Below are 24,650 nucleotides of genomic sequence, written 5' to 3'. Positions count from 1 at the left end.
GCTCCGCCCAAATCCATCAGAACATGGCTTTGCCATATTCCATATCAGAAGTACCAAAATATTTTGCCAGAGTCTGGCCGATATCCGCGAAGGTTTCACGATGCCCCAGCGAACCTGGTTTCACTTTCGGGCCGTAAACCAGTACCGGAATGTGTTCACGCGTGTGGTCAGTACCGGTCCAGGTCGGGTCACAACCGTGGTCAGCAGTGAGAATCAGAATATCGTCATCGCGCAGCAAAGACATCAGCTCCGGCAGACGGCGGTCGAACAGTTCCAGACCCGCAGCATAACCGGCGACGTCGCGGCGGTGGCCCCAGGAAGAGTCGAAGTCAACGAAGTTGGTGAAGACGATGGTGTTATCACCCGCTTCTTTCATCTCTTTGATGGTGGCGTCAAACAGCGCGTCCAGCCCGGTCGCTTTCACTTTTTTGGTGATACCGCAGTTGGCATAGATGTCTGCAATTTTACCGACCGAAACCACCTGGCCGTGTTTTTCATCAACCAGTTTCTGCAGCACGGTCGGTGCTGGCGGCTCAACAGCCAGGTCGTGACGGTTACCAGTACGCTGGAAGTTACCAGCTTTGTCGCCGATAAACGGACGAGCGATAACACGACCGATGTTGTAGCCGCCGTTGGTCAGCTCTTCACGGGCGATTTCGCACAGCTCGTAGAGTTTATCCAGGCCAAAGGTTTCTTCATGGCAGGCAATCTGGAACACGGAGTCAGCGGAGGTATAGAAAATCGGCTTGCCGGTTTTCATGTGCTCTTCGCCCAGTTGATCCAGAATGACCGTACCGGAAGAGTGGCAGTTACCGAGGTAACCCGGCAGATTAGCGCGTTCAACCAGTTTATCCAGCAGCTCTTGCGGGAAGCTGTTTTCGTGATCGGAGAAATATCCCCACTCAAACAGAACCGGGACACCGGCGATTTCCCAGTGACCAGACGGGGTGTCTTTACCGGATGACATTTCGTGCGCCCATGCGTACGCGCCGATAACTTCAGCGTTGCCATCCATTCCCGCCGGAATGAAACCGGTAGAACCTTCGTGTGCTTTCGCCAGCCCAAGACGGGTCAGATTTGGCAGATTGAGCGGGCCTTTACGACCGTGGTCGGCTTCGCCTTTGGCACAAGCTTCTGCGATATGACCCAGGGTGTCAGCCCCGACGTCACCAAAGCGTTCTGCATCTTCTGTAGCGCCGATGCCGAATGAGTCCAGCACCATAATAAATGCACGTTTCATATGTTCTCCGTACTCAGTGCTTCAAATTTAAATGATCGGATCAGTATACCGTTATTCGCTGATACGGCGATAGACAGTTGGTGTGCTTTCCGGTGCTTTATCGGCAAGTTTAATTGCCGCTTTCACCGCTTTCGCCGCTTCCTGCCAGCTGTTTTCGTCTTTCGCGTGGATAACTGCCAGCGGACGCTGACCGTCTACCTGGTCGCCCAGACGCGCCATATCAGTAAAGCCGACGCTGTAATCGATGGTGTCAGATGCCTGACGGCGTCCGCCGCCCATTGCAACCACTGCCATCCCCAGCGCGCGGGTATCCATTTCACTGACAAACCCTTCGGTATCAGCATAGACTGCTTTCGTCAGCATCGCTGTCGGCAGATACTTCGCGTAGTTCTCAACGAAGTCGGTCGGGCCTTTTTGTGCCGCTACCATACGACCAAAGACTTCTGCCGCTTTACCGTTGTCCAGCACCGCCTGTAATTTCGCGCGCGCTTCGGCGTCATCTTTCGCCAGTTTGCCGGAGATCAGCATCTCCACGCACAGTGCCATCGTGACATCAAACAGACGCGGGTTACGATATTCACCCGTCAGGAACTGCACCGCTTCACGAACTTCAACCGCGTTACCTGCACTGGAGGCCAGTACCTGATTCATATCGGTGAGCAGCGCGGTGGTGCGCACGCCAGCGCCGTTAGCCACGCCAACAATCGCTTCGGCAAGGGCTTCAGAGAGTTCGTAGGTCGGCATAAACGCGCCGCTACCCACTTTCACGTCCATCACCAGCGCGTCCAGACCTTCCGCCAGTTTCTTCGCCAGAATAGAGGCGGTGATCAGCGGGATTGAATCCACGGTTGCGGTAATATCGCGGGTCGCGTAGAAACGTTTATCCGCCGGAGCCAATGAGCTGGTCTGGCCGATAATCGCCACGCCGACGTCTTTAATAATTTCGCGGAAACGGTTGTCATCCGGGAAAATGTCGAAGCCAGGGATGGATTCCAGTTTGTCGAGCGTACCGCCAGTATGACCGAGGCCGCGACCGGAGATCATCGGAATATAGCCGCCACAGGCAGCGACCATCGGCCCCAACATCAGCGAAGTCACATCGCCGACACCGCCGGTCGAGTGTTTATCAACAATCGGGCCATTCAGATGCAGGCTTTTCCAGTCGAGAACGGTTCCTGAATCTCGCATCGCCATGGTCAGCGAGACACGCTCAGGCATTGTCATATCGTGGAAGAAAATGGTCATCGCGAGGGCGGCAATCTGCCCTTCGGAGATAGTGTTGTCGCGAATGCCGTTGATAAAGAAACGAATTTCTTCATCACTCAGCGCATGACCATCACGTTTTTTACGAATAATTTCTTGTGCGAGAAACAAGGTAACCTCCCGTGGAAAAGAGACGAGGTAATCGGGGAACCGGATGAGCATCGCTGCATCATCCGGCAAATCAAGCCTTAGTAGCTGCTGGCGCTCTTACCGTCGCCGTGGCCCAGAGCTTTCAGCAGGCTTGCCAGCAAGCTGGAAGCACCAAAGCGGTAGTGACGCGCATCAGCCCAGTCAGCACCGAACAGTTCATCTGCAATGGCGAGATATTTCTGCGCATCTTCCGCAGTACGCACGCCGCCCGCCGGTTTGAAACCAACGGTTTTTTCTACGCCCATATCGCGGATCACTTCCATCATGATGCGCGCGCTTTCCGGCGTCGCATTCACAGCCACTTTACCGGTAGAGGTTTTGATGAAGTCAGCACCCGCTTTGATGGAGATTTCAGACGCTTTACGGATCAGCGCTTCGTCTTTCAGTTCGCCGGTTTCAATAATCACTTTCAGCAGTACGTTCGCCGCAGCGCAAGCCTCTTTACAGGCTTTCACCAGGTCAAAACCAACCTGCTCGTTACCCGCCATCAGCGCGCGGTACGGGAACACCACGTCAACTTCATCGGCACCGTAGGCGATTGCCGCACGGGTTTCTGCCAGCGCAATGTCGATGTCGTCGTTACCGTGTGGGAAGTTAGTTACCGTAGCGATACGGATTTCCGGGGTGCCCTGCTCTTTCAGAGTTTTGCGAGCAATCGGGATAAAGCGAGGATAGATACAGATAGCGGCGGTATTGCCGACCGGAGTTTTGGCCTGATGACACAGGGCGATCACTTTCTCATCGGTGTCGTCGTCATTCAGGGTGGTCAGGTCCATCAATTTCAGTGCACGCAGGCTGCTTGCTTTCAGATCAGTCATTTCATTCTCCTGGCTTGTCGCCAATAAAATTCACCTTGCGAGTTTGTTAGTATTCTAACATCTACTCCGCAACACACTTCGATGTACATCACAATTAAGGAAATCTACTTACAAGTTTGCATCACTGTAATGCGATCTGGTTCAAATAATTCACTTTCAAATGAATGCGTCAGAGGTGGCAAACGTATCAGGATCAAAGTGAACATTACAAAACTTCTTACAATGGCGCATCACCTTCGGCATAAAAGGAAAAGAAGATGCCCACTTCTCATGAAAATGCACTGCAACAACGTTGCCAGCAAATTGTCACCAGCCCGGTACTTAGCCCGGAGCAGAAGCGCCATTTTCTGGCACTGGAAGCAGAAAATAATCTGCCTTACCCACAGCTGCCTGCCGAAGCCCGCCGCGCGCTGGATGAGGGGGTAATCTGCGATATGTTTGAAGGTCATGCGCCGTACAAACCGCGCTATGTCTTACCCGATTACGCCCGTTTTCTGGCGCACGGTTCCGAATGGCTGGAGCTGGAAGGCGCGAAAGACCTTGATGACGCACTCTCTCTGCTGACCATTCTTTACCACCATGTACCGTCGGTCACATCGATGCCGGTCTACCTGGGGCAACTGGATGCGTTGCTGCAACCGTATGTTAGAATTCTAACACAAGACGAGATCGATATTCGAATAAAACGTTTCTGGCGTTACCTCGACAGAACCCTGCCAGACGCCTTTATGCACGCCAACATCGGCCCGTCTGATTCGCCCATTACCCGCGCGATCTTACGTGCAGATGCAGAGCTGAAGCAGGTTTCACCGAACCTGACCTTTATCTACGATCCTGATATCACCCCTGATGACCTGCTGCTGGAAGTGGCGAAAAACATCTGTGAATGTAGCAAACCGCACATCGCCAACGGTCCGGTGCATGATAAAATTTTCACAAAAGGGGGCTACGGGATTGTGAGCTGTTACAACTCACTGCCGCTGGCGGGTGGTGGCAGCACGCTGGTACGCCTTAACCTGAAAGCCATTGCCGAGCGCAGCGAATCGCTGGATGACTTCTTTACGCGCACTCTACCGCACTACTGCCAGCAGCAGATCGCCATCATCGATGCGCGGTGTGAATTCCTCTATCAACAATCACACTTCTTTGAGAATAGCTTCCTGGTGAAAGAAGGGCTGATTAACCCTGAACGTTTTGTGCCAATGTTTGGCATGTATGGGCTGGCGGAAGCGGTTAACTTGCTGTGTGAGAAAGAAGGAATTGTCGCACGTTACGGTAAAGAAGCCGCTGCAAATGAAGTGGGTTATCGCATCAGCGCACAACTGGCGGAGTTTGTCGCCAATACCCCCGTGAAATATGGCTGGCAAAAACGCGCCATGCTACACGCACAGTCGGGGATCAGTTCCGATATCGGTACCACGCCTGGCGCACGCTTGCCGTATGGTGATGAGCCAGATCCGATTACCCATCTGCAAACTGTCGCCCCGCATCATGCTTATTATTATTCCGGCATCAGCGACATTCTGACGCTCGACGAAACCATCAAACGTAATCCGCAGGCGCTGGTACAGCTTTGCCTCGGTGCCTTTAAAGCCGGAATGCGTGAATTTACCGCCAATGTCAGCGGTAACGATCTGGTTCGCGTTACCGGTTATATGGTGCGTTTGTCGGATTTAGAAAAATATCGCGCCGAAGGTTCACGCACCAACACTACCTGGCTGGGAGAAGAAGCCGCACGCAACACTCGTATTCTGGAACGCCAGCCGCGCGTGATAAGCCATGAACAGCAGATGCGCTTTAGTCAGTAAGATTATCCCCTTCTCCTGCGTTGACGGGCCAGGCAGTCGTCTGGCTCTGTTTTTGCAGGGCTGCAATCTGCGCTGCAAAAACTGTCACAATCCGTGGACGATGGGGCGCTGTAATGATTGCGGAGAGTGCGTGCCGCAGTGTCCGCATCAGGCGTTGCAGATTGTCGACGGCAAAGTGGCGTGGAGCGCGGCTGTCTGCGAGCAATGTGATACCTGCCTGAAGATGTGTCCGCAACATGCTACGCCAATGGCGCAATCCATGAGCGTGGACGAGGTGCTTAACCATGTCCGCAAAGCGGTTCTGTTTATTGAAGGGATAACGGTAAGCGGCGGCGAAGCCACGACCCAGTTGCCGTTTGTGGTGGCGCTGTTTACTGCCATCAAAAACGATCCGCAACTGTGCCATCTCACCTGCCTCGTGGACAGTAACGGCATGTTGAGCGAAACCGGCTGGGAAAAATTGCTCCCGGTGTGTGACGGCGCAATGCTCGATCTCAAAGCGTGGGGGAGCGAATGTCATCAGCAATTAACCGGACGCGATAATCAGCAGATCAAGCGCAGCATCTGTTTGCTGGCAGAGCGCGGTAAGCTGGCGGAACTGCGTTTGCTGGTAATCCCTGGCCAGGTGGATTATTTGCAACACATCGAAGAACTGGCGGCGTTAATCAAGGGACTTGGCGATGTTCCGGTACGCCTGAACGCGTTTCATGCCCACGGCGTGTATGGCGAGGCGCAAAGCTGGCCGAGCGCCACGCCGGAGGATGTGGAACAACTGGCTGATGCGTTATGGGAGCGCGGGGTGAGCCGGTTAATATTTCCGGCGCTATATTTGTGACATGCCGGATACGGCCTACGGATCGGCACAGACCTGTAGGCATGATAAGACGCGTCAAGCGTCGCATCAGGCATTGTGCGCCAGCTGCCGGATGCGGCGTGAACGCCTTATCCGGCCTACGGTTCGGCACAGACTTGTAGGCATGATAAGACGCGTCAGCGTCGCATCAGGCATTGTGCGCCAACGGCCGGATGCGGCGTAAACGCCTTGTCCGGCCTACGGCACGTTAAACAACGTATAGGTGTTATTAAGCAACACTTCGGCAATCTCATCCGCCGGTTCCGGTCGTAACTCGCAAAGCACGGCAAAAACACGGGCGGCCTGTTCAGGGCGATTAGGCTGCCCCTGAAAACCATTGAGCGGCATATCTGGTGCGTCGGTTTCCAGCAACAACGATGCCAGCGGTAATTTTGCGATGACATCGCGGGTTTTACTGGCGCGTGGATAGGTGATAGTCCCGCCTACGCCAATTTTGTAGCCCTGTTGCACAAACCGTTCGGCCTGTTGCAGGCTGCCGGAAAAACCATGAACCACGCCAGTGCACGGTAAATCGTGGCGTTTAAGATGCATCGCCAGTTTGTCGTGCGTGCGTCGTGAATGCAGGATCACCGGCAGATCGTAGCGTTTCGCCAGTTTCAGTTGTTCGTCGAGTAACCACTGCTGCCTCTCAAATTGCGGATCGTCGCCAAAGAGATCCAGACCGATCTCCCCCACCGCCACCACCTTCGCCGGATGCCTTTCCAGCGCCTGCTGTAGCTGATCAAGAGACACATCGCTATGTTTTTCCAACATACCAGGATGCAAGCCCAATGCGGCATACAGCGGTTGATATTTTTCCGCTAACGCCTGCACGCGGGCAAAATTTTCCGCCTCTGTCGCCGGAACAATGATCTTGCCTACGCCCGCTTGTGCCGCGCGTTGCAGGCTGGCCTCTTCATCGCCACTAAACGGCGGGAAATCAAAATGGCAGTGGGTGTCGATAAAACGGCAAATCAAGCCAGATCCTCATTGTTAAATGTCGGGTCGTTCGCCTGCGGAGCATCGCTCACTTCGGCAACCAGCGTATCGTTGGCGACTGGCGCAGGCGGAATAACGATCGACTCCGGCGTCACCACCGGCACCAGATGGCGGCTCAGCGGCGCTTTTTCAGTCAATAATTTACCGACCGTTGCCAGAAAATAACGCCCGCATAAACGTCCAAGTTTATAGTCTTCACGCAGCGCCGGAATCCGACTGCCGAGCGCGATACTATGCAATGGCTTCGGCGGATAAATTTCGAATATCCGCAGCTGGCCCGGTGGTTTCTCAATAAATTGCTGAATCTCACGATAGCTTGTTTCATGATGCTGCACCAGATTGACCAGCGGCTGCAGGCTACTGTCACCCAGCCAGCGTTCCATGCGTTTGAACCACTGCGGCGTGTAGTACATTTGTGACGGCACAGTGCGGATGACGACCAACGTTTTTGCTCCCTGCCTTGCCGCCTCTTTAACCGGGATCGCATCACTGATCCCACCATCCAGGTAGTTAATACCTTCCAGCGACACTCCGCTACGATAAAAGCCAGGTATCGCACTGGAGGCGCGAATCACATCCAGCCAGTTTTGTTTAGTTGGCAAAAAGTAATTCGGCGCATAGTCATCCTGACGACAGGCGCACATATAAAACGATTTGCCGCTGTCAAATAACCGCGCTGCGGTATCCATTTGCAACGGCATCTGGCTTGCGGTGGCCTCCACCAGCCAATCGAGATCGATAAGATTTCCTCCACGGACAAAGCGCAATGGATCGAAAAATTCGCGTTTTGTGGTGTAACGCATGATGACTTTGCGCGCGTAACCGGGCTGATTGCAGATATACGCCGAGAGGTTCTGCGCCCCGGCAGATGTGCCGAGATAAAGATCGAAAGGATTAAACTGCGCGCGCATAAACTCATCCAGCACGCCAGCCGTGAAAATTCCACGTTGTCCGCCGCCTTCGCACACCAGAGCAATCCGTCCAGGCTGGAACGGCCTTAGCGACAACGGCGCAATATTACCAAGCGTTACAGGTATTCGCTGCCCCACCTCTGCCTTCCTGTTTTTGTTGTGAAAGAATGACAAAGTAACGCAATTTATTATTCGCTAAAACCGCAAAAGCCAGTCCGCTGGACTGGCTTTGGATAAAATTTTCTTAATGGTCTGAAATCTAGGGTCGTTTTCGGCCCATGAACAAACTCACCAGGAACAGAATAATCCCGACGACAAAGACAATTTTAGCTGCGCCTGCAGCAGTACCGGCCAGACCACCAAACCCAAGTGCGGCGGCGATTAACGCGATAACCAGAAATATGATGCCCCAACGAAACATAAGCGTCTCCTTTACCATAGTTAATGTCACCGCTTGATATGAGCGTGAAAATCACTCAATGCGATATTTTTAGTGTGGTGCACATCGCGCCTCCCGACAAAGTTCGGGAGGTCGAATTACGACGAATTACTTAGTTTTCAGATCATTTTTAACGCTTTTCACACCATCTACCGCTTTGGCGATACTTTCAGCACGGTCGCTCTGTGCCTGAGAATCTACGGTACCGGAGAGCTGGACCACGCCATCGGTGGTTTCAACTTTCACATGACGGGAAGGGACAATGTCATCTGCCAGCAGTTTGGCTTTGATTTCACTGGTAGTGGCGGTGTCACCCGCGTAGCCTTTCACAGAGCCTTCTTTAGCGTCGCGAACGTGCAGTTTGTCGCTGACAGAGGTCACGCCCTCAACACCTTTCGCCACTTTCACCGCCTCTTCGGCCTGAGCCTGGCTTTCAACGAAACCGCTCAGGGTCACGACTTTTTGATCGGTTTTGACAGAGATATCGGTGCTCTTGATGTTGTCATGGTCCACCAGGGCTGCCTTCACTTTCGCGGTGATGGCACTGTCATCCATGAAATTACCGACTTTATTCATAGAGCTATCGACTTTTTGCCCTGCGCTTTCATTGGTAGTCTGCGCGTTGTTTTCTGCGTAGGCAGAGCCGGTCGCGACGGCAGAGGTCAACATTACAGCCAGCAGAGTTTTCGAAATCTTCAGTCTTGTCATAGTCATCGATTTATTCCTGTATGTTTGCTCGTAATTTGAGCCTGGCAACACGAGGTTGCATTGCTGAATAGGGAGAGACTTCACCCTCTACAGAAGTCAATGGTCGCCATCACAAAAGCGATGGGTGATGAATAACGACCATTACAGCCTCTTAATCAGTTATTAATATCGGTAGAATGACAATCGACGGCTTTAGATACTGATATCTACGCATTGAACGGTATTTAACGCCGTCATAAATGTCATTACTTTGTTAAATATAGATCACAATTTTGAAACCGCTCGGGATATCAGCTAAAACATAAGCAAAAGTGAATGTTTTAAGAACATTCCGTAAGCGGCTAATAAGGAAGGGAAATTGACAGGGCGCAGCGGCTACCGCGCCCTGGAGGCTAGAATTAATGCTCGCGGGTCTGGTGGAACTGAACGTCCGGATAACGTTCCTGCGCCAGGCGCAGATTGACCATGCTGGTAGCGATGTAAGCGAGGTTATCGCCGCCATCAAGCGCCAGTTGGCTTTCGTTCTTACGCTTGAACTCTTCGAATTTCTTCGCGTCCGCACATTCTACCCAGCGGGCGGTGGCAACGTTGACTGACTCATACACTGCTTCAACGTTGTATTCGCTCTTCAGGCGCGCTACCACCACATCAAACTGCAGCACACCAACCGCGCCAACGATCAGATCGTTGTTGGAGATCGGACGGAACACCTGCACCGCCCCCTCTTCGGAAAGCTGTACCAGCCCTTTGAGCAGCTGTTTTTGCTTCAGCGGATCTTTCAGGCGGATACGACGGAACAGTTCTGGCGCGAAGTTCGGAATACCGGTGAACTTCATCATCTCACCCTGGGTAAAGGTATCGCCGATCTGAATGGTGCCGTGATTGTGCAGGCCGAGGATATCGCCCGGATACGCTTCTTCAACGTGCGAACGGTCGCCTGCCATAAAGGTCAGCGCGTCGGAGATCACCACATCTTTCGCGGTGCGCACCTGGCGCAGCTTCATGCCTTTTTCATATTTACCGGATACCACGCGCATAAACGCCACGCGGTCGCGATGTTTCGGGTCCATGTTGGCCTGAATTTTAAATACGAAGCCGGTAAATTTATCTTCGCTCGCTTCTACGGTACGGGTATCGGTCTGACGCGGCATCGGCGCAGGCGCCCACTCCACCAGGCCATCCAGCATATGATCGACGCCGAAGTTACCCAGCGCAGTACCAAAGAATACCGGGGTGATTTCGCCCGCAAGGAACAGCTCTTTGTCGAACTCATTAGACGCGCCTTTCACCAGCTCCAGTTCGTCACGCAGCTGCTGTGCCAGATCTTCACCAACCGCAGCGTCGAGATCCGGGTTATTCAGCCCTTTAACAATGCGGACTTCCTGAATGGTGTGGCCTTTACCGCTCTGATAGAGATAGGTTTCATCTTTATAAAGGTGGTAAACGCCTTTAAACAGCTTGCCGCAGCCAATCGGCCAGGTGATCGGTGCGCAGCCGATTTTCAGCTCGTTCTCAACTTCATCGAGCAGTTCCATCGGGTCGCGGATATCACGGTCAAGTTTGTTCATAAAGGTGAGGATCGGCGTATCGCGCAGACGGGTAACTTCCATCAGCTTACGGGTACGATCTTCTACACCTTTTGCGGCGTCGATAACCATCAGGCAGCAGTCCACCGCCGTCAGGGTACGATAGGTATCTTCCGAGAAGTCTTCGTGCCCCGGGGTATCGAGCAAGTTAACCAGGCAGTCGTGATACGGAAACTGCATCACAGACGTAGTGATGGAGATCCCACGCTGCTTTTCCATCTCCATCCAGTCCGACTTAGCGTGCTGGTTAGAGCCACGGCCTTTTACTGTACCGGCGGTCTGAATGGCCTGTCCGAACAGCAGCACCTTCTCGGTGATGGTAGTCTTACCGGCGTCCGGGTGAGAAATAATGGCAAAAGTGCGGCGCTTCGCCACCTCTTGCAAATAAGGAGACAACGTCATAATTCTTTCTTCTTGAGTAAGCGGCATCGCGCCGCGCTTGTTGAAAACGAAAAATTGCGGCTATTTTACCCATCAACGGGGGGGAGGCAATCAGTGTTTACACAGGAGCTGCTCCAGTTCGTGCAACGAAGAAACGGTCCAGGTGGGCGCGATGCCTTCTGGTTGCTCGCGATTGTGCGCATTCAGCCAGCAGGTCGCAAGCCCGGCGTTGATGCCACCGAGAATATCGGACTCGGCAGTGTCACCAACCATCAGCACGCGTGAACGGTCAGGATTGCCCGCTTGTTCCAGCGCATAATCGAAAATTTTCTTATTCGGTTTGGCAACGCCAACTTCTTCGGAAATCACCAGCAAATCGAAGTAATCACGCAGGCCCGTGCGTTCCAGACGTACCTGTTGCAAGGCGCTAAAGCCGTTGGTGATGATGCCGATTTTGGCGTTGCCACGAATGGCGTTAAGCAGGGAAACCGCCCCCGGCAACGGCGTACAGATTTCCGCCATCGCATTAATAAAGGCCTCGTTGAGTTTACCCGGTTCGACGTTCAGCCGTTCGGCCCAGCTCTCAAACCGCCCGTGCTGAAGCTGTAATGAAGTGATCGCGCCGTTTTGATAATCCACCCACAGTGGCTTGTTAACGGCCTGATAGTCCTGAAAATCTTCAGCGGTAAAGGTGACGCTGTAATCAAGAAACATCCGCTGCAGGCCGGTGAATGAGTCAAAGGTAAACAGCGTTTCATCGGCATCAAAGAAAATCCAGTCCCACTTCATTATTCCACCTTGTCTTACATACTGATTGGTAACGCCATGATGATGGCGTCTTCGCGACCGTCCGTGGTGGGGTAGTAATTGCGGCGAATCGTCGCCTCGTTAAAGCCTAAACTTTCGTACAGGGCAATGGCGGCAGCATTTGAGGCACGGACTTCCAGCCATAGCGTCGCCACGCCGCGTTTTTCCAGTTCGTCGATCAGATGTTCCAGCAGCGCCCTTCCCAGTCCCTGACGCTGATAGTCAGGATCGACCGCAATATTGAACAATGTAGCTTCATCCAGCACCACTTGCGTAATCGCAAACGCCGCCATTTTGCCGTTTTGCGTTAACTGAAAGTTGAGATAACGCTCGCCCTGGTTGCTGGCAAAGGTTTTTTCACTCCACGGAAAGGCGTGGGCGCGTTGTTCAATGTGGTAAGCCGCTGGTAAATCAGTCGTTTCGAGGGAAGAAATCGTGTTCATATGTGCAAATTTGTTGCCATAACGCGGCGCGTGCCGTTGGGTTTGCCCGTAATTCGGTGAGCGCCGGTGATGCCACCTGAGCGCCTTCCAGTGATAGCGGTTCGTCAGTACCCAACCGCCAGCTGTTGCAGCGACTGCCTTGCGGCAGCATCGCGATTTTTTCTGGCGTCAGTTGCAGCACTTGATCGGGGCTGACGGTTAACGCACGCAGAACATCGCTCACCAGAGGATCGGTCAGGGCGGGAAGATCGTTTGCCACCATCACCAGACGGACGTGTGGCGGGATCGCAATGGCAATCTCCCCCTGCAACGCGCCAGGGCGACGCAGCGACCACTGGGTAATGCCCAGTTGCTGTAACTGCCAGTCTCGTCGGGATGTCATAGCGAATCGCTCCTGTTGTCAGGGGCGCAAATATAGCAAATTCGTCGATACCGCGCCAACATATGGCTATAATCGCCGCCAGTATCAATTGAGGAGCATTCCATGTCTGCATTTACCCCGGCAAGTGAAGTCTTGCTGCGTCACAGTGATGATTTCGAACAAAGCCGTATTCTGTTTGCCGGAGACTTACAGGATGACCTGCCCGCGCGTTTAGATACCGCGGCCAGCCGTGCTCATACCCAGCAATTCCACCACTGGCAGGTGTTAAGCCGCCAGATGGGGGATAACGCCCGTTTTAGCCTGGTCGCCACGGCGGATGATGTCGCTGATTGCGATACTTTGATTTACTACTGGCCGAAGAACAAACCGGAAGCCCAGTTCCAGTTGATGAATTTACTTTCTCTGCTTCCGGTGGGCACGGATATTTTTGTCGTTGGCGAGAACCGCAGCGGCGTGCGCAGCGCCGAGCAGATGCTGGCCGATTATGCGCCGTTGAATAAGGTAGACAGCGCCCGTCGCTGCGGCCTCTATTTTGGTCGTCTGGAAAAGCAGCCGGTATTTGATGCCAATAAATTCTGGGGCGAATACAGCGTCGATGGCTTGACGGTCAAAACGCTGCCGGGCGTGTTTAGCCGCGACGGTCTGGATGTCGGCAGTCAGTTGCTGCTCTCGACGCTAACTCCATACACGAAAGGTAAAGTGCTGGATGTCGGCTGCGGCGCGGGAGTGCTTTCCGTTGCTTTTGCGCGCCATTCACCGAAGATCCGCCTCACTCTGTGTGATGTTTCTGCACCAGCGGTAGAAGCCAGTCGCGCAACACTTGCGACCAACGGTGTTGAAGGTGAAGTCTTTGCCAGTAACGTCTTTTCCGAGGTGAAAGGTCGCTTTGATATGATAATCTCCAACCCGCCGTTCCACGATGGGATGCAAACCAGCCTGGATGCCGCGCAAACGCTGATTCGCGGCGCGGTGCGTCATCTGAACAGCGGCGGCGAGTTGCGAATTGTAGCGAACGCCTTCCTGCCTTACCCGGACGTGCTGGATGAGACATTTGGTTTCCACGAAGTGATTGCGCAAACCGGGCGCTTCAAGGTGTATCGCGCCATTATGACCCGCCAGGCGAAGAAAGGTTGAGTATCTGATATATGTCGCCGCATACCGTGTCGGATGCGGCGTACACGCCTTCTCTGACCGACAAACGAATTATCCACAATTCGCTGATGGACATTTTTCCAGCAATTACACCGCTGTCGATAATTAACTATTGACGAAAAGCTGAAAACCACTAGAATGCGCCTCCGTGGTAGCAATTCTTTTTAAGAATTGATGGTATGCGAAGGTGGCGGAATTGGTAGACGCGCTAGCTTCAGGTGTTAGTGTCCTTACGGACGTGGGGGTTCAAGTCCCCCCCCTCGCACCAAAAACCACGTTGATATTGCTCGCACTGGGCGAAGGTGGCGGAATTGGTAGACGCGCTAGCTTCAGGTGTTAGTGTTCTTACGGACGTGGGGGTTCAAGTCCCCCCCCTCGCACCAAACGAGGCGATATCAAAAAAAGTAAGATGACTGTGCGAAGGTGGCGGAATTGGTAGACGCGCTAGCTTCAGGTGTTAGTGTCCTTACGGACGTGGGGGTTCAAGTCCCCCCCCTCGCACCAATTATCTTTACTTCTTTTCTTGTCTCTTCACTGTTTTATCACCCCTGATTCAAATTCATTATCATCAGCATGATGCCAGCAATAAGCGCCAGGCACGATGGTAGCAAAACGTAATGCCGTAACTGTTTGTGATACAACATCACCGGCGTCAATACCAATCCCATCAGAATGACAATCCGCCATTGATCCGGCGATAAATCCGCATACATCAGCCCTGCAATCAGCAATCCCGGCAGCAACACTCCCCAGCCACTGCCCAGCGTACGTTGCAACATGGTTTCATCTCTTTCATTGATAATGATAACTAATATCATATGATAATTTTTATCATTTGCAAGCCAGAGAAATCCCTTGCTATCGGGTAAACCTATCGATAGGATTAGCAATAATTATCATTTAGATTACTATCACGATTATGGCCTATCGTTCCGCACCGCTCTATGAAGATGTTATCTGGCGAACGCATCTCCAGCCGCAGGATGCTGGGCTTGCACAAGCCGTGCGGGCGACGATCGCCGAACATCGTGAACATTTGCTGGAGTTTATCCGCCTGGATGAACCCGCCCCACTTAACGCCATGACGCTGGCGCAATGGTCATCACCTAATGCGCTAAGTTCTCTACTCGCGGTCTATTCCGATCATATCTACCGCAACCAACCTTTGATGATCCGCGAAAACAAACCGCTGATCTCACTGTGGGCGCAATGGTATATCGGCCTGATGGTACCACCATTAATGCTGGCGCTGCTGACTCAGGAAAAAGCATTAGATGTGTCGCCGGAACATGTCCACGTTGAGTTTCACGAAACCGGACGCGCCGCCTGTTTCTGGGTCGATGTGTGTGAAGATAAAAACGCAACACTACATTCGCCGCAGCAGCGAATGGAAACGTTAATCAGCCAGGCGCTGGTTCCGGTTGTGCAGGCACTAGAAGCAACGGGAGAGATTAACGGCAAACTTATCTGGAGCAATACCGGTTATTTGATCAACTGGTATCTGACTGAGATGAAACAGCTGCTCGGCGAGGCGACGGTTGAATCGCTGCGCTATGCCCTCTTTTTTGAGAAAACGCTTACTACCGGTGAAGATAATCCACTCTGGCGTACCGTGGTGCTACGCGACGGCCTGCTGGTGCGCCGCACTTGCTGCCAGCGTTATCGCTTACCGGATGTGCAGCAATGTGGCGATTGTACGCTGAAATGAAAGCACTGCCGGGGAAGTAAACCCGGCATCATGCGGATTAATAAGGATGCAACACATTACTTGTTTCGCAATGCCGCATACATAACAGAATATCTGCGGCCTCCAACAACCCTGCATCAGAACTGACGCCCAGTTTCGACATCACATTAAATTTATGTGCACGGATCGTTTTGATATTGCGTTTAAGCTGCTCGGCAATTTGTGTCATTGAGTAGCCACGCGACATAAAGCGCAATATTTCTCTCTCCGTCGGGCTTAACGTCCGGCTTTGGTTAATGTACCACTGATTGTTCAGTCGATCGGTCGCCTGACGTACACCATTTAATGACAAAAAGAGTTCCTGATGAAAAATCTCCAGCGTTGACGCTTTACTTAATACACCGTCCAGCGGTGATGGCGATAATGAACCAATCAGCCGAGCTTCAATATCATCATCCGCAATAACTAAACGCCGGGTACGCGGAAACTTAATCGCCAGTTCAGTCAGGCAGGATAATCCCTCTCTGCGCGCACTTCTCATGGCAGAAAAAGAAAAAATGACCGCTGCAAACGAGATCCGCGACATGGCATCCTGAAATGACTCCTGACTGGTATAGGTATGGAGCTTATAAGGGTTACCCGCAAACTTTCTGAATAAACTCTCAATACCGATACGACTCATGACGCATTTTTCTATGAGTGCGACATTTCTCTTCTTAATTCGGCTGTGTTCCATTCTGCGGCATCTCCATAAACAGAAGGCAAGTTAAGTTCTCTTGCACCCTGCGCGCTATTTATCCATGCATACATTTCAGCGTTGCTGTGAATTGCCAGTCGACGCATCGCACTGTTTTTTTTGGGCGCTAATAGTTTTATTACTTTTCTTAAGCAATGAAGCTATCTGGTTGATGCCCCATCCTTTACCTAATAGCCGCAGTACCTTGCGCTCTGAAAGAGTGAGAATGACGGAGCGATAGCTAAAATCATGAGTTTCAGTCATTGCCGGAGAGGTCAGCATGGCGCTGATACGCTCTGAGTGCGTATTGCCGGAACGTACGGTCTTGACCAGATTCTCAATGGGTTCAACATCAGACAATAACGTCGCCGTAGGGCACATGAGCAATTCTACTGCCTGGGAATACCAGGAGCGTGACACCATGAAAACCCAGTGAATTTCCCGATATTGTGAGATTAAAGAGTAATAATGCTCACAAACGGAACGTGGATCTTCACTTTCACCGGCCAAATCAGCAATGACTAATCCGGAACGACGTAATTGTAATAAGGTAAGGTCCTCCGCAGAGGCGCTGGATATTATTTCATATTCAGGGAAGTGAGTCCTCATGACCTCTTTTAACCCTGCTTGCATAACAGGTATTTTACTGATAACAATTCCATTTTTGCAGCATCCTGGCAACATATTTCCTCCACATCCACTGTCTAAAAATCATGATGGTTTATTCAAGGCATTCATTCCTTAAATATTTCCAGCAAATTAATAGATTAAGCGAATAAATTATCCTTAGCATTCACTTTCATATCAGCATACTCCTGCTGCACAACAACTCCACTGCATGTGTCAGAAGGTTAGCATCAAATGATAACCTGGTGAAATAGCCTGGAGACATTTAAAATATCTACATTAAGTTGTTAGAAATACTTAATGAAAAACAGAAATCTCATTCATTTAATTTATAATTAAATAATATCTCTTCCCGCAGAGTGCGGGAATCACACAATCAATATTTATTCAATAAAATCTGATGGTTTTAACTTGTTAACATAAAAAAACGCGCCCAGCTATCTATTATCCTGACTCGTAAAGGCCAAATAACAAATTCATTATAGTGATAATATTCATGCGATAGTTTGTTTACGGCGAGAGATAATTCGCTTTTTATCACCGAGCATCTCCCGATAACCAGGATTAATCAGCGCAATTTTGATCTTAACCTACCGCAAAACAACCGTGCTTCATGATACAAATGGATTCTCATTATCTGAACAATACGCAGCACGTCTATGACAAAGGGCGAGTTATGCAAACTGAGCAACAGCGAGCCGTAACACGGCTTTGTATCCAGTGTGGATTATTTCTTTTGCAACATGGTGCGGAAAGCGCGTTGGTTGATGAGCTTTCCTCACGACTGGGTCGGGCGTTGGGAATGGACAGCGTCGAGAGTTCTATCTCTTCGAACGCCATAGTGCTGACAACCATTAAAGATGGGCAATGCCTGACATCGACACGTAAAAATCACGATCGCGGCATTAATATGCATGTGGTGACTGAAGTCCAGCACATTGTAATTCTGGCGGAGCATCATCTGCTGGATTACAAAGGCGTAGAGAAACGATTTAGCCAAATTCAGCCATTACGTTACCCAAGATGGCTGGTAGCCTTAATGGTTGGCCTTTCCTGCGCCTGTTTCTGTAAACTCAATAAAGGTGGCTGGGATGGTGCCGTCATCACCTTCCTGGCCAGTACGGCCGCGATGTATATCCGCCAGCTGCTGGCACAACGTCATCTTCATCCACAGATCAACTTTTGCCTCACCGCTTTCGCCGCCACCACCATTTCCGGATTGCTTTTGCAACTTCCCACTTTCAGCAATACCCCCACCATTGCGATGGCCGCCAGCGTTCTGCTGCTGGTGCCGGGCTTTCCGTTGATAAATGCCGTCGCCGATATGTTTAAAGGCCACATCAATACCGGACTGGCACGCTGGGCAATCGCCAGTCTGCTGACACTGGCTACCTGTGTCGGCGTAGTAATGGCACTGACGATTTGGGGGCTACGCGGATGGGTGTGATCGAATTTCTGTTAGCGTTGGCGCAGGATATGATCCTCGCCGCCATTCCTGCGGTCGGCTTTGCGATGGTGTTCAACGTTCCCGTTCGAGCGTTACGCTGGTGTGCGCTGCTTGGTGCGATAGGTCATGGTTCCCGAATGATCTTAATGACCAGCGGGCTGAATATTGAATGGTCAACCTTTATGGCCTCTATGCTGGTCGGCACCATTGGTATTCAATGGTCGCGCTGGTATCTGGCGCATCCGAAAGTGTTTACCGTGGCGGCTGTTATCCCTATGTTCCCTGGCATATCAGCTTATACCGCAATGATTTCGGCGGTAAAAATCAGCCAGCTAGGTTACAGCGAACCGTTGATGATTACCCTGTTAACCAACTTTCTTACAGCTTCATCGATTGTTGGTGCGTTATCCATCGGTCTTTCCATTCCTGGATTATGGTTGTACCGCAAGCGCCCTCGCGTATAAAATTGCCTCACTTAAAGCACGCGGATGAGAGACAGCCTCCTCTCCTCCGTGTGTTACTATAAAAGTTATCTCCCTTCTCGTTCATCGTTCCATATTTGAGAAACAGTATGTCTTCCAGAGTTTTGACCCCGGACGTCGTTGGTATTGACGCCCTGGTACACGATCACCAAACCGTTCTGGCAAAAGCTGAAGGCGGTGTGGTTGCCGTATTTGCTAACAATGCCCCGGCGTTTTATGCCGTCACGCCTGCACGCCTGGCTGAACTGCTGGCGCTGGAAGAAAAACTGGCGCGTCCGGGAAGCGATGTCGCTCTGGACGATCAACTCTATCAGGAACCGCAAGCCGCTCCCGTTGCTGTACCAATGGGGAAATTTGCCATGTATCCGGACTGGCAACCCGATGCCGACTTTATCCGCCTGGCGGCGCTATGGGGCGTGGCACTAAGAGAGCCGGTGACCGCCGAAGAACTGGCGTCATTCATTGCCTACTGGCAGGCGGAAGGCAAAGTCTTTCACCATGTGCAGTGGCAACAAAAACTGGCGCGCAGCCTGCAAATCGGTCGTGCCAGCAACGGCGGACTGCCGAAACGAGATGTGAATACGGTCAGTGAACCTGACAGCCAAATTCCACCAGGATTCAGAGGGTAACGATGAAAAACGTTGGCGACCTGATGCAACGCCTGCAAAAAATGATGCCTGCCCATATCAAACCTGCGTTCAAAACGGGTGAAGAATTACTGGCCTGGCAGAAAGAACAAGGGGCGATCCGCTCCGCCGCTCTCGAACGTGAAAATCGGGCGATGAAAATGCAGCGCACCTTTAACCGCTCCGGTATTCGTCCACTGCATCAGAACTGCTCCTTTGAGAACTATCGCGTTGAGTGTGAAGGACAAATGAATGCGTTAAGCAAAGCGCGCCAGTATGTCGAGGAGTTTGACGGCAACATCGCCAGCTTCATCTTTTCTGGTAAGCCAGGAACCGGCAAAAACCATCTGGCGGCGGCAATCTGCAACGAGCTGCTGCTACGCGGTAAATCCGTATTGATCATCACCGTGGCCGATATTATGTCGGCGATGAAAGATACCTTCAGGAATAGCGGTACCAGCGAAGAACAACTGCTTAACGATCTGAGTAACGTTGATCTGCTGGTGATCGATGAGATCGGCGTGCAGACCGAATCGAAATACGAAAAAGTGATCATCAACCAGATCGTCGATCGCCGCTCTTCTTCCAAACGCCCAACCGGGATGCTGACCAACAGTAATATGGAAGAGATGACCAAGTTGCTGGGCGAACGCGTGATGGACCGTATGCGCCTGGGTAACAGTTTGTGGGTGATCTTCAACTGGGATAGCTACCGTAGCCGTGTAACAGGTAAAGAGTATTAATCCCCGTTTCTGGCGGTATACTGCGACACAATTCAACCTTGAGTAATGATGATGAAAACTATTAAACATCTTCTGTGCTGTGCCATTGCCGCCAGCGCATTAATTTCCACCGGGGTGCATGCTGCGTCCTGGAAAGATGCGCTCTCCAGCGCCGCCAGCGAACTTGGCAACCAAAACAACACGACACAGGAAGGCGGTTGGTCGCTCGCGTCATTAACTAACTTGCTTAGCAGCGGGAACCAGGCCTTAAGCGCAGATAACATGAACAACGCCGCAGGCATTCTGCAATACTGCGCGAAGCAAAAGCTGGCTTCGGTAACCGATGCCGAAAACATCAAGAATCAGGTACTGGAAAAACTGGGCCTGAACAGTGAAGAGCAAAAAGAAGACACCAACTATCTGGATGGCATTCAGGGTTTGCTGAAAACCAAAGATGGTCAGCAACTCAATCTGGATAATATTGGAACGACTCCGCTGGCAGAAAAGGTGAAAACCAAAGCCTGCGATCTGGTGTTAAAGCAGGGGCTGAACTTCATTTCCTGAACCGCGAAACGCCGCGTTTTAGCTGTTACCCGGCTGACGCGGCTCTCTCCTGCCCTTTTCCCTGCTCCTGGACGGTTTTACCCCTGTTACACGGGAAGCGACCGCGATCAAAAAAGTCTGTTTATAAACTAATTCCTAACAACATCGCATTTTTTTGACACTAGAATTGCAGCAATATGGCGACGCCATTACATTGTGCTTCTCAAAAAACTTAAACGTTGGCTAAACGGCCCGGTTTAGTGAGGATCGCCCGTTGTCAGAACTACTCTCTTTCGCCCTTTTTCTCGCCTCTGTGCTGATTTACGCATGGAAAGCGGGACGTAACACCTGGTGGTTTGCGGCCACATTAACGGTACTGGGGCTATTTGTCGTTTTAAATATCACCCTGTTTGCCAGCGACTATTTTACTGGCGATGGTATTAACGACGCGGTTCTCTATACCTTAACCAACAGCCTGACCGGTGCTGGTGTCAGCAAATACATCCTGCCTGGTATCGGCATTGTGCTGGGGCTGGCGGCGGTGTTCGGTGCGCTGGGCTGGATCCTGCGCCGTCGTCGTCATCATCCGCACCATTTTGGTTACAGCCTGCTGGCACTCTTACTGGCGCTGGGTTCAGTGGATGCCAGCCCGGCATTTCGTCAGATAACGGAACTGGTGAAATCCCAGTCACGCGACGGCGACCCGGACTTTGCGGCTTATTATAAAGAGCCGTCGAAAACTATCCCTGACCCGAAACTCAACCTGGTTTATATCTACGGCGAAAGTCTCGAGCGGACCTATTTTGATAACGAGGCTTTCCCGGATCTCACGCCTGAACTGGGCGCGTTGAAAAATGAAGGCCTGGATTTCAGCCACACGCAGCAGCTGCCAGGAACGGATTACACGATTGCGGGCATGGTGGCTTCTCAGTGCGGCATACCGCTGTTTGCCCCATTTGAAGGCAACGCCTCCGCCTCTGTCTCCAGCTTCTTCCCGCAGAACATCTGTCTGGGCGATATCCTGAAAAACTCGGGTTATCAGAACTATTTCGTGCAGGGCGCGAATCTGCGTTTTGCCGGTAAAGATGTGTTCCTGAAGTCGCATGGCTTCGACCACTTATACGGCTCAGAAGAGCTGAAAAGTGTGGTGGCCGACCCGCACTATCGTAACGACTGGGGATTCTACGACGATACCGTTCTCGATGAAGCGTGGAAAAAATTTGAAGAGCTTTCCCGCTCAGGTCAGCGATTCTCACTGTTTACCCTGACAGTCGATACCCATCACCCGGATGGTTTTATCTCGCGCACCTGTAACCGCAAAAAATATGATTTTGACGGTAAGCCGAATCAGTCATTCAGCGCGGTAAGCTGCAGCCAGGAGAATATTGCGACGTTTATCAACAAAATCAAAGCGTCACCGTGGTTTAAAGATACCGTCATCGTCGTCTCTTCTGACCATTTAGCGATGAACAATACGGCGTGGAAATACCTTAATAAGCAGGATCGCAATAACCTGTTTTTTGTCATCCGTGGCGACAAGCCGCAGCAAGAGACGCTGGCAGTGAAGCGTAATACGATGGATAACGGCGCGACGGTGCTGGACATTCTCGGTGGCGATAACTATCTCGGACTTGGCCGTAGCAGTTTATCCGGGCAGTCGATGTCGGAAATCTTCCTCAATATCAAAGAGAAAACATTGGCGTGGAAGCCGGATATCATCCGCCTGTGGAAATTCCCTAAAGAGATGAAAGAGTTCACCATCGACCAGCAGAAAAACATGATTGCCTTCTCAGGTAGCCATTTCCGTTTGCCGCTGCTGTTGCGGGTTTCAGACAAACGCGTGGAACCGCTGCCGGAAAGCGAATACTCAGCACCGCTGCGTTTCCAGCTGGCAGATTTCGCTCCACGCGACAATTTCGTCTGGGTTGACCGTTGCTACAAGATGGCACAACTCTGGGCTCCGGAACTGGCACTCTCCACCGACTGGTGTGTCTCGCAAGGGCAGCTTGGCGGTCAGCAAATTGTTCAGCATGTTGACAAAGCAATATGGAAGGGCAAAACGGCATTTAAAGATACGGTCATCGACATGGCGCGTTACAAAGGCAATGTCGATACGCTAAAGATTGTTGATAACGATATTCGCTACAAAGCCGACAGTTTCATCTTTAACGTCGCTGGTGCGCCAGAAGAGGTGAAACAGTTTAGCGGGATTTCTCGTCCAGAGTCGTGGGGTCGCTGGTCCAACGCACAGCTGGGTGATGAAGTAAAAATCGAGTACAAGCATCCGCTGCCGAAGAAATTTGACCTGGTGATTACCGCCAAAGCATACGGCAATAACGCCAGCCGTCCTATTCCGGTACGCGTAGGCAATGAAGAACAAACCCTTGTGCTGGGCAATGAAGTGACCACCACCACACTGCATTTCGATAACCCAACCGATGCCGACACACTGGTAATTGTGCCGCCGGAACCTGTCTCAACCAACGAAGGGAATATCCTCGGACACTCGCCGCGTAAGCTCGGGATCGGCATGGTGGAAATTAAAGTGGTGGAACGTGAAGGGTAATTCCTGACTGATGTGTAGGTCGCATAAGGTGCGACCTACACACCTTCTCCGGCCTACAAAACATTATTGAGAAACAGAAAAAAAACAGCGCCCAACACTTCCCCGGACGCTGCATGGCAACTTTAATAATCTCGCCTTATCAGAAAGTAATTACGCCCTTAATCAACTCACGATTGTTAATCACATCGCGCTCGTAGGTTTCTGCCAGCGTGGCGAACGGATAGCGGTGGGTTAACATCATGTCGGCAGTGATTTTCCCTTCCGCCATCAATCGACCGACTTTAGCGAAATCTTCCGGCGTGGCGTTGCGGCTGCCCATCATCGTCGTTTCTTTTTTATGGAATTCCGGATCGGAGAACTGCAACTCACCTTTAAACAGGCCGACAAATACCACCGTGCCGCCGTGACGAATCAGATTTACGGTGTTATTCATCGCATGTTGATTACCTGTCGCGTCAATCACTTTCTGCGCCAGCGAACCACCAAACTGCGCCCGCAGCTGCGCGTCAAAATCTTCGGCTGACGGGTCCAGAACAGGTAATTCCAGACGCGTTGCCACATGTTCACGGCGCGCCGGACTGGTATCCGCCACCACCACCTGCGCGCCATCGGCTTTAGCGATTGCCGCCGCGCCCAGACCGATTGGCCCCGCCCCGACCACCAGCACCTGCTCGCTGGGTGCAATAGCTGCACGACGCACCGCATGAGCGCTAATAGCGAAAGGTTCAATCAATGCTGCCGCCTGCGGGTCAATACCGTCTGCGGGCAAAATGTTCGCCACCGGCACGCTCAAATACTCACTAAAACCGCCATCCTGATGCACGCCAATGACTGAAATTTTTTCACAGCAATTGGTACGACCGCTTTTACACGCCGGGCATTGCTGACAAGAAATATACGGAATTACCGCAACTTGCTGTCCGATATTAAAATTGTGAATGTTTTTTCCTGATTCAATAATCTCCCCACATATTTCATGGCCTAAAACGCGTGGATAACTAAAAAATGGCTGATTGCCCGCCCAGGCATGAATATCTGTACCGCAAATCCCGACAGTTTTAATTTTAATTAATGCTTCATTATCGCCTGGCACCGGTCTTTCCCGGACTTCCCATACTAAATTCTTTATTTCCTGACAAATTAATACTTTCATTGTGGACATGATTCACCGCTCCTTTTATTTTATGACTTTCAGATATCGTCGAATTTATAAGAGCGCCTGAATTTACCCATAAAATATGCGGATGATCGCGCATAAAAATGTTTTAAATCGG

General features: G+C 51.5%; 24 protein-coding genes, 3 tRNA genes and 1 pseudogene. 13 read left to right on the top strand and 15 right to left on the bottom strand.

Going from position 1 to position 24,650, the window contains the following annotated elements:
• Positions 1-16: 16 nt before the first annotated feature.
• The 3 genes from deoB to deoC form a co-directional block, all read right to left on the bottom strand.
• Positions 17-1,240, bottom strand: a complete 1,224-nt coding sequence (deoB, locus tag C4F37_RS08085; RefSeq protein ID WP_000816460.1) for a phosphopentomutase — start codon at positions 1,238-1,240, stop codon at positions 17-19.
• A 51-nt stretch (positions 1,241-1,291) separates the two neighbouring features.
• On the bottom strand, positions 1,292-2,614 hold the full coding sequence (deoA, locus tag C4F37_RS08080) for a thymidine phosphorylase (protein WP_000477811.1): 1,323 nt from the start codon (positions 2,612-2,614) through the stop codon (positions 1,292-1,294).
• A 77-nt stretch (positions 2,615-2,691) separates the two neighbouring features.
• Entirely contained in the window at positions 2,692-3,471 is a 780-nt protein-coding gene (gene deoC / locus C4F37_RS08075; RefSeq protein WP_001298497.1) for a deoxyribose-phosphate aldolase, read from the bottom strand.
• Positions 3,472-3,728: 257 nt separating this feature from the next.
• On the opposite strand from deoC, the gene C4F37_RS08070 reads away from it, so the two are divergent.
• Both C4F37_RS08070 and C4F37_RS08065 read left to right on the top strand, forming a co-directional pair.
• The gene (locus C4F37_RS08070; protein ID WP_001540632.1) at positions 3,729-5,279 is read left to right on the top strand and encodes a YjjI family glycine radical enzyme; all 1,551 of its coding nucleotides are present in this window, start codon (positions 3,729-3,731) and stop codon (positions 5,277-5,279) included.
• Complete coding sequence (locus C4F37_RS08065; RefSeq protein WP_001088373.1) at positions 5,251-6,114, top strand: YjjW family glycine radical enzyme activase; 864 nt, start codon at positions 5,251-5,253, stop codon at positions 6,112-6,114. Before C4F37_RS08070 ends, C4F37_RS08065 begins: the two co-directional genes overlap by 29 nt.
• A gap of 216 nt (positions 6,115-6,330) precedes the next feature.
• On the opposite strand, the gene C4F37_RS08060 is transcribed toward C4F37_RS08065, so the two are convergent.
• The 8 genes from C4F37_RS08060 to holD form a co-directional block, all read right to left on the bottom strand.
• Positions 6,331-7,110 (bottom strand): metal-dependent hydrolase, encoded by a 780-nt coding sequence (locus tag C4F37_RS08060; RefSeq protein WP_001540630.1) that lies wholly within the window; start codon positions 7,108-7,110, stop codon positions 6,331-6,333.
• On the bottom strand, positions 7,107-8,180 hold the full coding sequence (locus C4F37_RS08055; RefSeq protein ID WP_001298490.1) for a patatin-like phospholipase family protein: 1,074 nt from the start codon (positions 8,178-8,180) through the stop codon (positions 7,107-7,109). The genes C4F37_RS08060 and C4F37_RS08055 overlap by 4 nt, the downstream gene beginning before the upstream one ends.
• Positions 8,181-8,301: 121 nt before the next feature.
• Complete coding sequence (locus C4F37_RS08050; protein WP_000490275.1) at positions 8,302-8,463, bottom strand: DUF1328 domain-containing protein; 162 nt, start codon at positions 8,461-8,463, stop codon at positions 8,302-8,304.
• Between the two features lie 126 nt (positions 8,464-8,589).
• Positions 8,590-9,195 (bottom strand): molecular chaperone OsmY, encoded by a 606-nt coding sequence (osmY, locus tag C4F37_RS08045; RefSeq protein ID WP_001295748.1) that lies wholly within the window; start codon positions 9,193-9,195, stop codon positions 8,590-8,592.
• Positions 9,196-9,587: 392 nt separating this feature from the next.
• Positions 9,588-11,177 (bottom strand): peptide chain release factor 3, encoded by a 1,590-nt coding sequence (gene prfC, locus C4F37_RS08040; RefSeq protein WP_000175940.1) that lies wholly within the window; start codon positions 11,175-11,177, stop codon positions 9,588-9,590.
• 90 nt (positions 11,178-11,267) lie between these two features.
• Positions 11,268-11,945 carry a pyrimidine 5'-nucleotidase gene (yjjG, locus tag C4F37_RS08035; RefSeq protein ID WP_000870712.1) on the bottom strand — a complete coding sequence of 226 codons (678 nt, stop codon included), beginning with the start codon at positions 11,943-11,945 and terminating at the stop codon, positions 11,268-11,270.
• A gap of 14 nt (positions 11,946-11,959) precedes the next feature.
• Positions 11,960-12,406: a ribosomal protein S18-alanine N-acetyltransferase gene (gene rimI, locus C4F37_RS08030; protein WP_001092461.1), complete on the bottom strand. Its 447-nt coding sequence runs from the start codon at positions 12,404-12,406 to the stop codon at positions 11,960-11,962.
• Positions 12,375-12,788 carry a DNA polymerase III subunit psi gene (holD, locus tag C4F37_RS08025; protein WP_000204030.1) on the bottom strand — a complete coding sequence of 138 codons (414 nt, stop codon included), beginning with the start codon at positions 12,786-12,788 and terminating at the stop codon, positions 12,375-12,377. Before holD ends, rimI begins: the two co-directional genes overlap by 32 nt.
• 102 nt (positions 12,789-12,890) lie before the next feature.
• Here holD and rsmC point away from each other — a divergent pair, with 102 nt between their 5' ends.
• The 4 genes from rsmC (at position 12,891) to C4F37_RS08005 (ending at position 14,444) form a co-directional block, all read left to right on the top strand.
• Positions 12,891-13,922, top strand: a complete 1,032-nt coding sequence (gene rsmC / locus C4F37_RS08020; protein WP_001540628.1) for a 16S rRNA (guanine(1207)-N(2))-methyltransferase RsmC — start codon at positions 12,891-12,893, stop codon at positions 13,920-13,922.
• Positions 13,923-14,121: 199 nt separating this feature from the next.
• A tRNA-Leu gene (locus C4F37_RS08015) sits at positions 14,122-14,208 on the top strand.
• Positions 14,209-14,236: 28 nt separating this feature from the next.
• A tRNA-Leu gene (locus tag C4F37_RS08010) sits at positions 14,237-14,323 on the top strand.
• A 34-nt stretch (positions 14,324-14,357) separates the two neighbouring features.
• Positions 14,358-14,444 (top strand) — tRNA-Leu (locus C4F37_RS08005).
• A 38-nt stretch (positions 14,445-14,482) separates the two neighbouring features.
• On the opposite strand, the gene C4F37_RS08000 is transcribed toward C4F37_RS08005, so the two are convergent.
• Complete coding sequence (locus C4F37_RS08000) at positions 14,483-14,719, bottom strand: DUF1435 domain-containing protein (RefSeq protein ID WP_001350368.1); 237 nt, start codon at positions 14,717-14,719, stop codon at positions 14,483-14,485.
• A gap of 140 nt (positions 14,720-14,859) precedes the next feature.
• On the opposite strand from C4F37_RS08000, the gene fhuF reads away from it, so the two are divergent.
• Positions 14,860-15,648, top strand: a complete 789-nt coding sequence (fhuF, locus tag C4F37_RS07995; protein ID WP_000331596.1) for a siderophore-iron reductase FhuF — start codon at positions 14,860-14,862, stop codon at positions 15,646-15,648.
• 37 nt (positions 15,649-15,685) lie between these two features.
• On the opposite strand, the gene bglJ is transcribed toward fhuF, so the two are convergent.
• A complete protein-coding gene (gene bglJ, locus C4F37_RS07990; RefSeq protein WP_001311355.1) occupies positions 15,686-16,363 on the bottom strand; it encodes a DNA-binding transcriptional activator BglJ in 678 nt (225 codons plus the stop codon).
• Positions 16,321-17,047 (bottom strand): annotated as a pseudogene (locus C4F37_RS07985) (helix-turn-helix domain-containing protein). The gene bglJ and the pseudogene C4F37_RS07985 overlap by 43 nt, the downstream one beginning before the upstream one ends.
• Positions 17,048-17,666: 619 nt before the next feature.
• Here C4F37_RS07985 and C4F37_RS07980 point away from each other — a divergent pair.
• The 6 genes from C4F37_RS07980 (at position 17,667) to opgB (ending at position 23,376) form a co-directional block, all read left to right on the top strand.
• On the top strand, positions 17,667-18,437 hold the full coding sequence (locus tag C4F37_RS07980) for a threonine/serine ThrE exporter family protein (protein ID WP_001314410.1): 771 nt from the start codon (positions 17,667-17,669) through the stop codon (positions 18,435-18,437).
• The gene (locus C4F37_RS07975) at positions 18,428-18,901 is read left to right on the top strand and encodes a threonine/serine exporter (RefSeq protein ID WP_000538188.1); all 474 of its coding nucleotides are present in this window, start codon (positions 18,428-18,430) and stop codon (positions 18,899-18,901) included. Before C4F37_RS07980 ends, C4F37_RS07975 begins: the two co-directional genes overlap by 10 nt.
• A gap of 107 nt (positions 18,902-19,008) precedes the next feature.
• A complete protein-coding gene (dnaT, locus tag C4F37_RS07970; protein WP_001535806.1) occupies positions 19,009-19,548 on the top strand; it encodes a primosomal protein DnaT in 540 nt (179 codons plus the stop codon).
• Between the two features lie 2 nt (positions 19,549-19,550).
• Positions 19,551-20,288: a DNA replication protein DnaC gene (gene dnaC, locus C4F37_RS07965; RefSeq protein WP_000799911.1), complete on the top strand. Its 738-nt coding sequence runs from the start codon at positions 19,551-19,553 to the stop codon at positions 20,286-20,288.
• A gap of 48 nt (positions 20,289-20,336) precedes the next feature.
• A complete protein-coding gene (gene yjjA / locus C4F37_RS07960) occupies positions 20,337-20,831 on the top strand; it encodes a DUF2501 domain-containing protein YjjA (RefSeq protein ID WP_001385190.1) in 495 nt (164 codons plus the stop codon).
• A gap of 253 nt (positions 20,832-21,084) precedes the next feature.
• Complete coding sequence (opgB, locus tag C4F37_RS07955) at positions 21,085-23,376, top strand: phosphatidylglycerol--membrane-oligosaccharide glycerophosphotransferase (RefSeq protein WP_001292628.1); 2,292 nt, start codon at positions 21,085-21,087, stop codon at positions 23,374-23,376.
• Between the two features lie 139 nt (positions 23,377-23,515).
• Here opgB and C4F37_RS07950 read toward each other — a convergent pair whose 3' ends face one another.
• Positions 23,516-24,538 (bottom strand): zinc-binding alcohol dehydrogenase family protein, encoded by a 1,023-nt coding sequence (locus tag C4F37_RS07950; protein ID WP_000106007.1) that lies wholly within the window; start codon positions 24,536-24,538, stop codon positions 23,516-23,518.
• Positions 24,539-24,650: the final 112 nt, after the last annotated feature.

This window comes from Escherichia sp. R1 (assembly GCF_003000935.1).
Taxonomy (GTDB): domain Bacteria; phylum Pseudomonadota; class Gammaproteobacteria; order Enterobacterales; family Enterobacteriaceae; genus Escherichia; species Escherichia coli.
The sequence above is the reverse complement of the archived record's forward strand: the minus strand, read 5'-3'. Positions and strand labels throughout refer to the sequence as shown.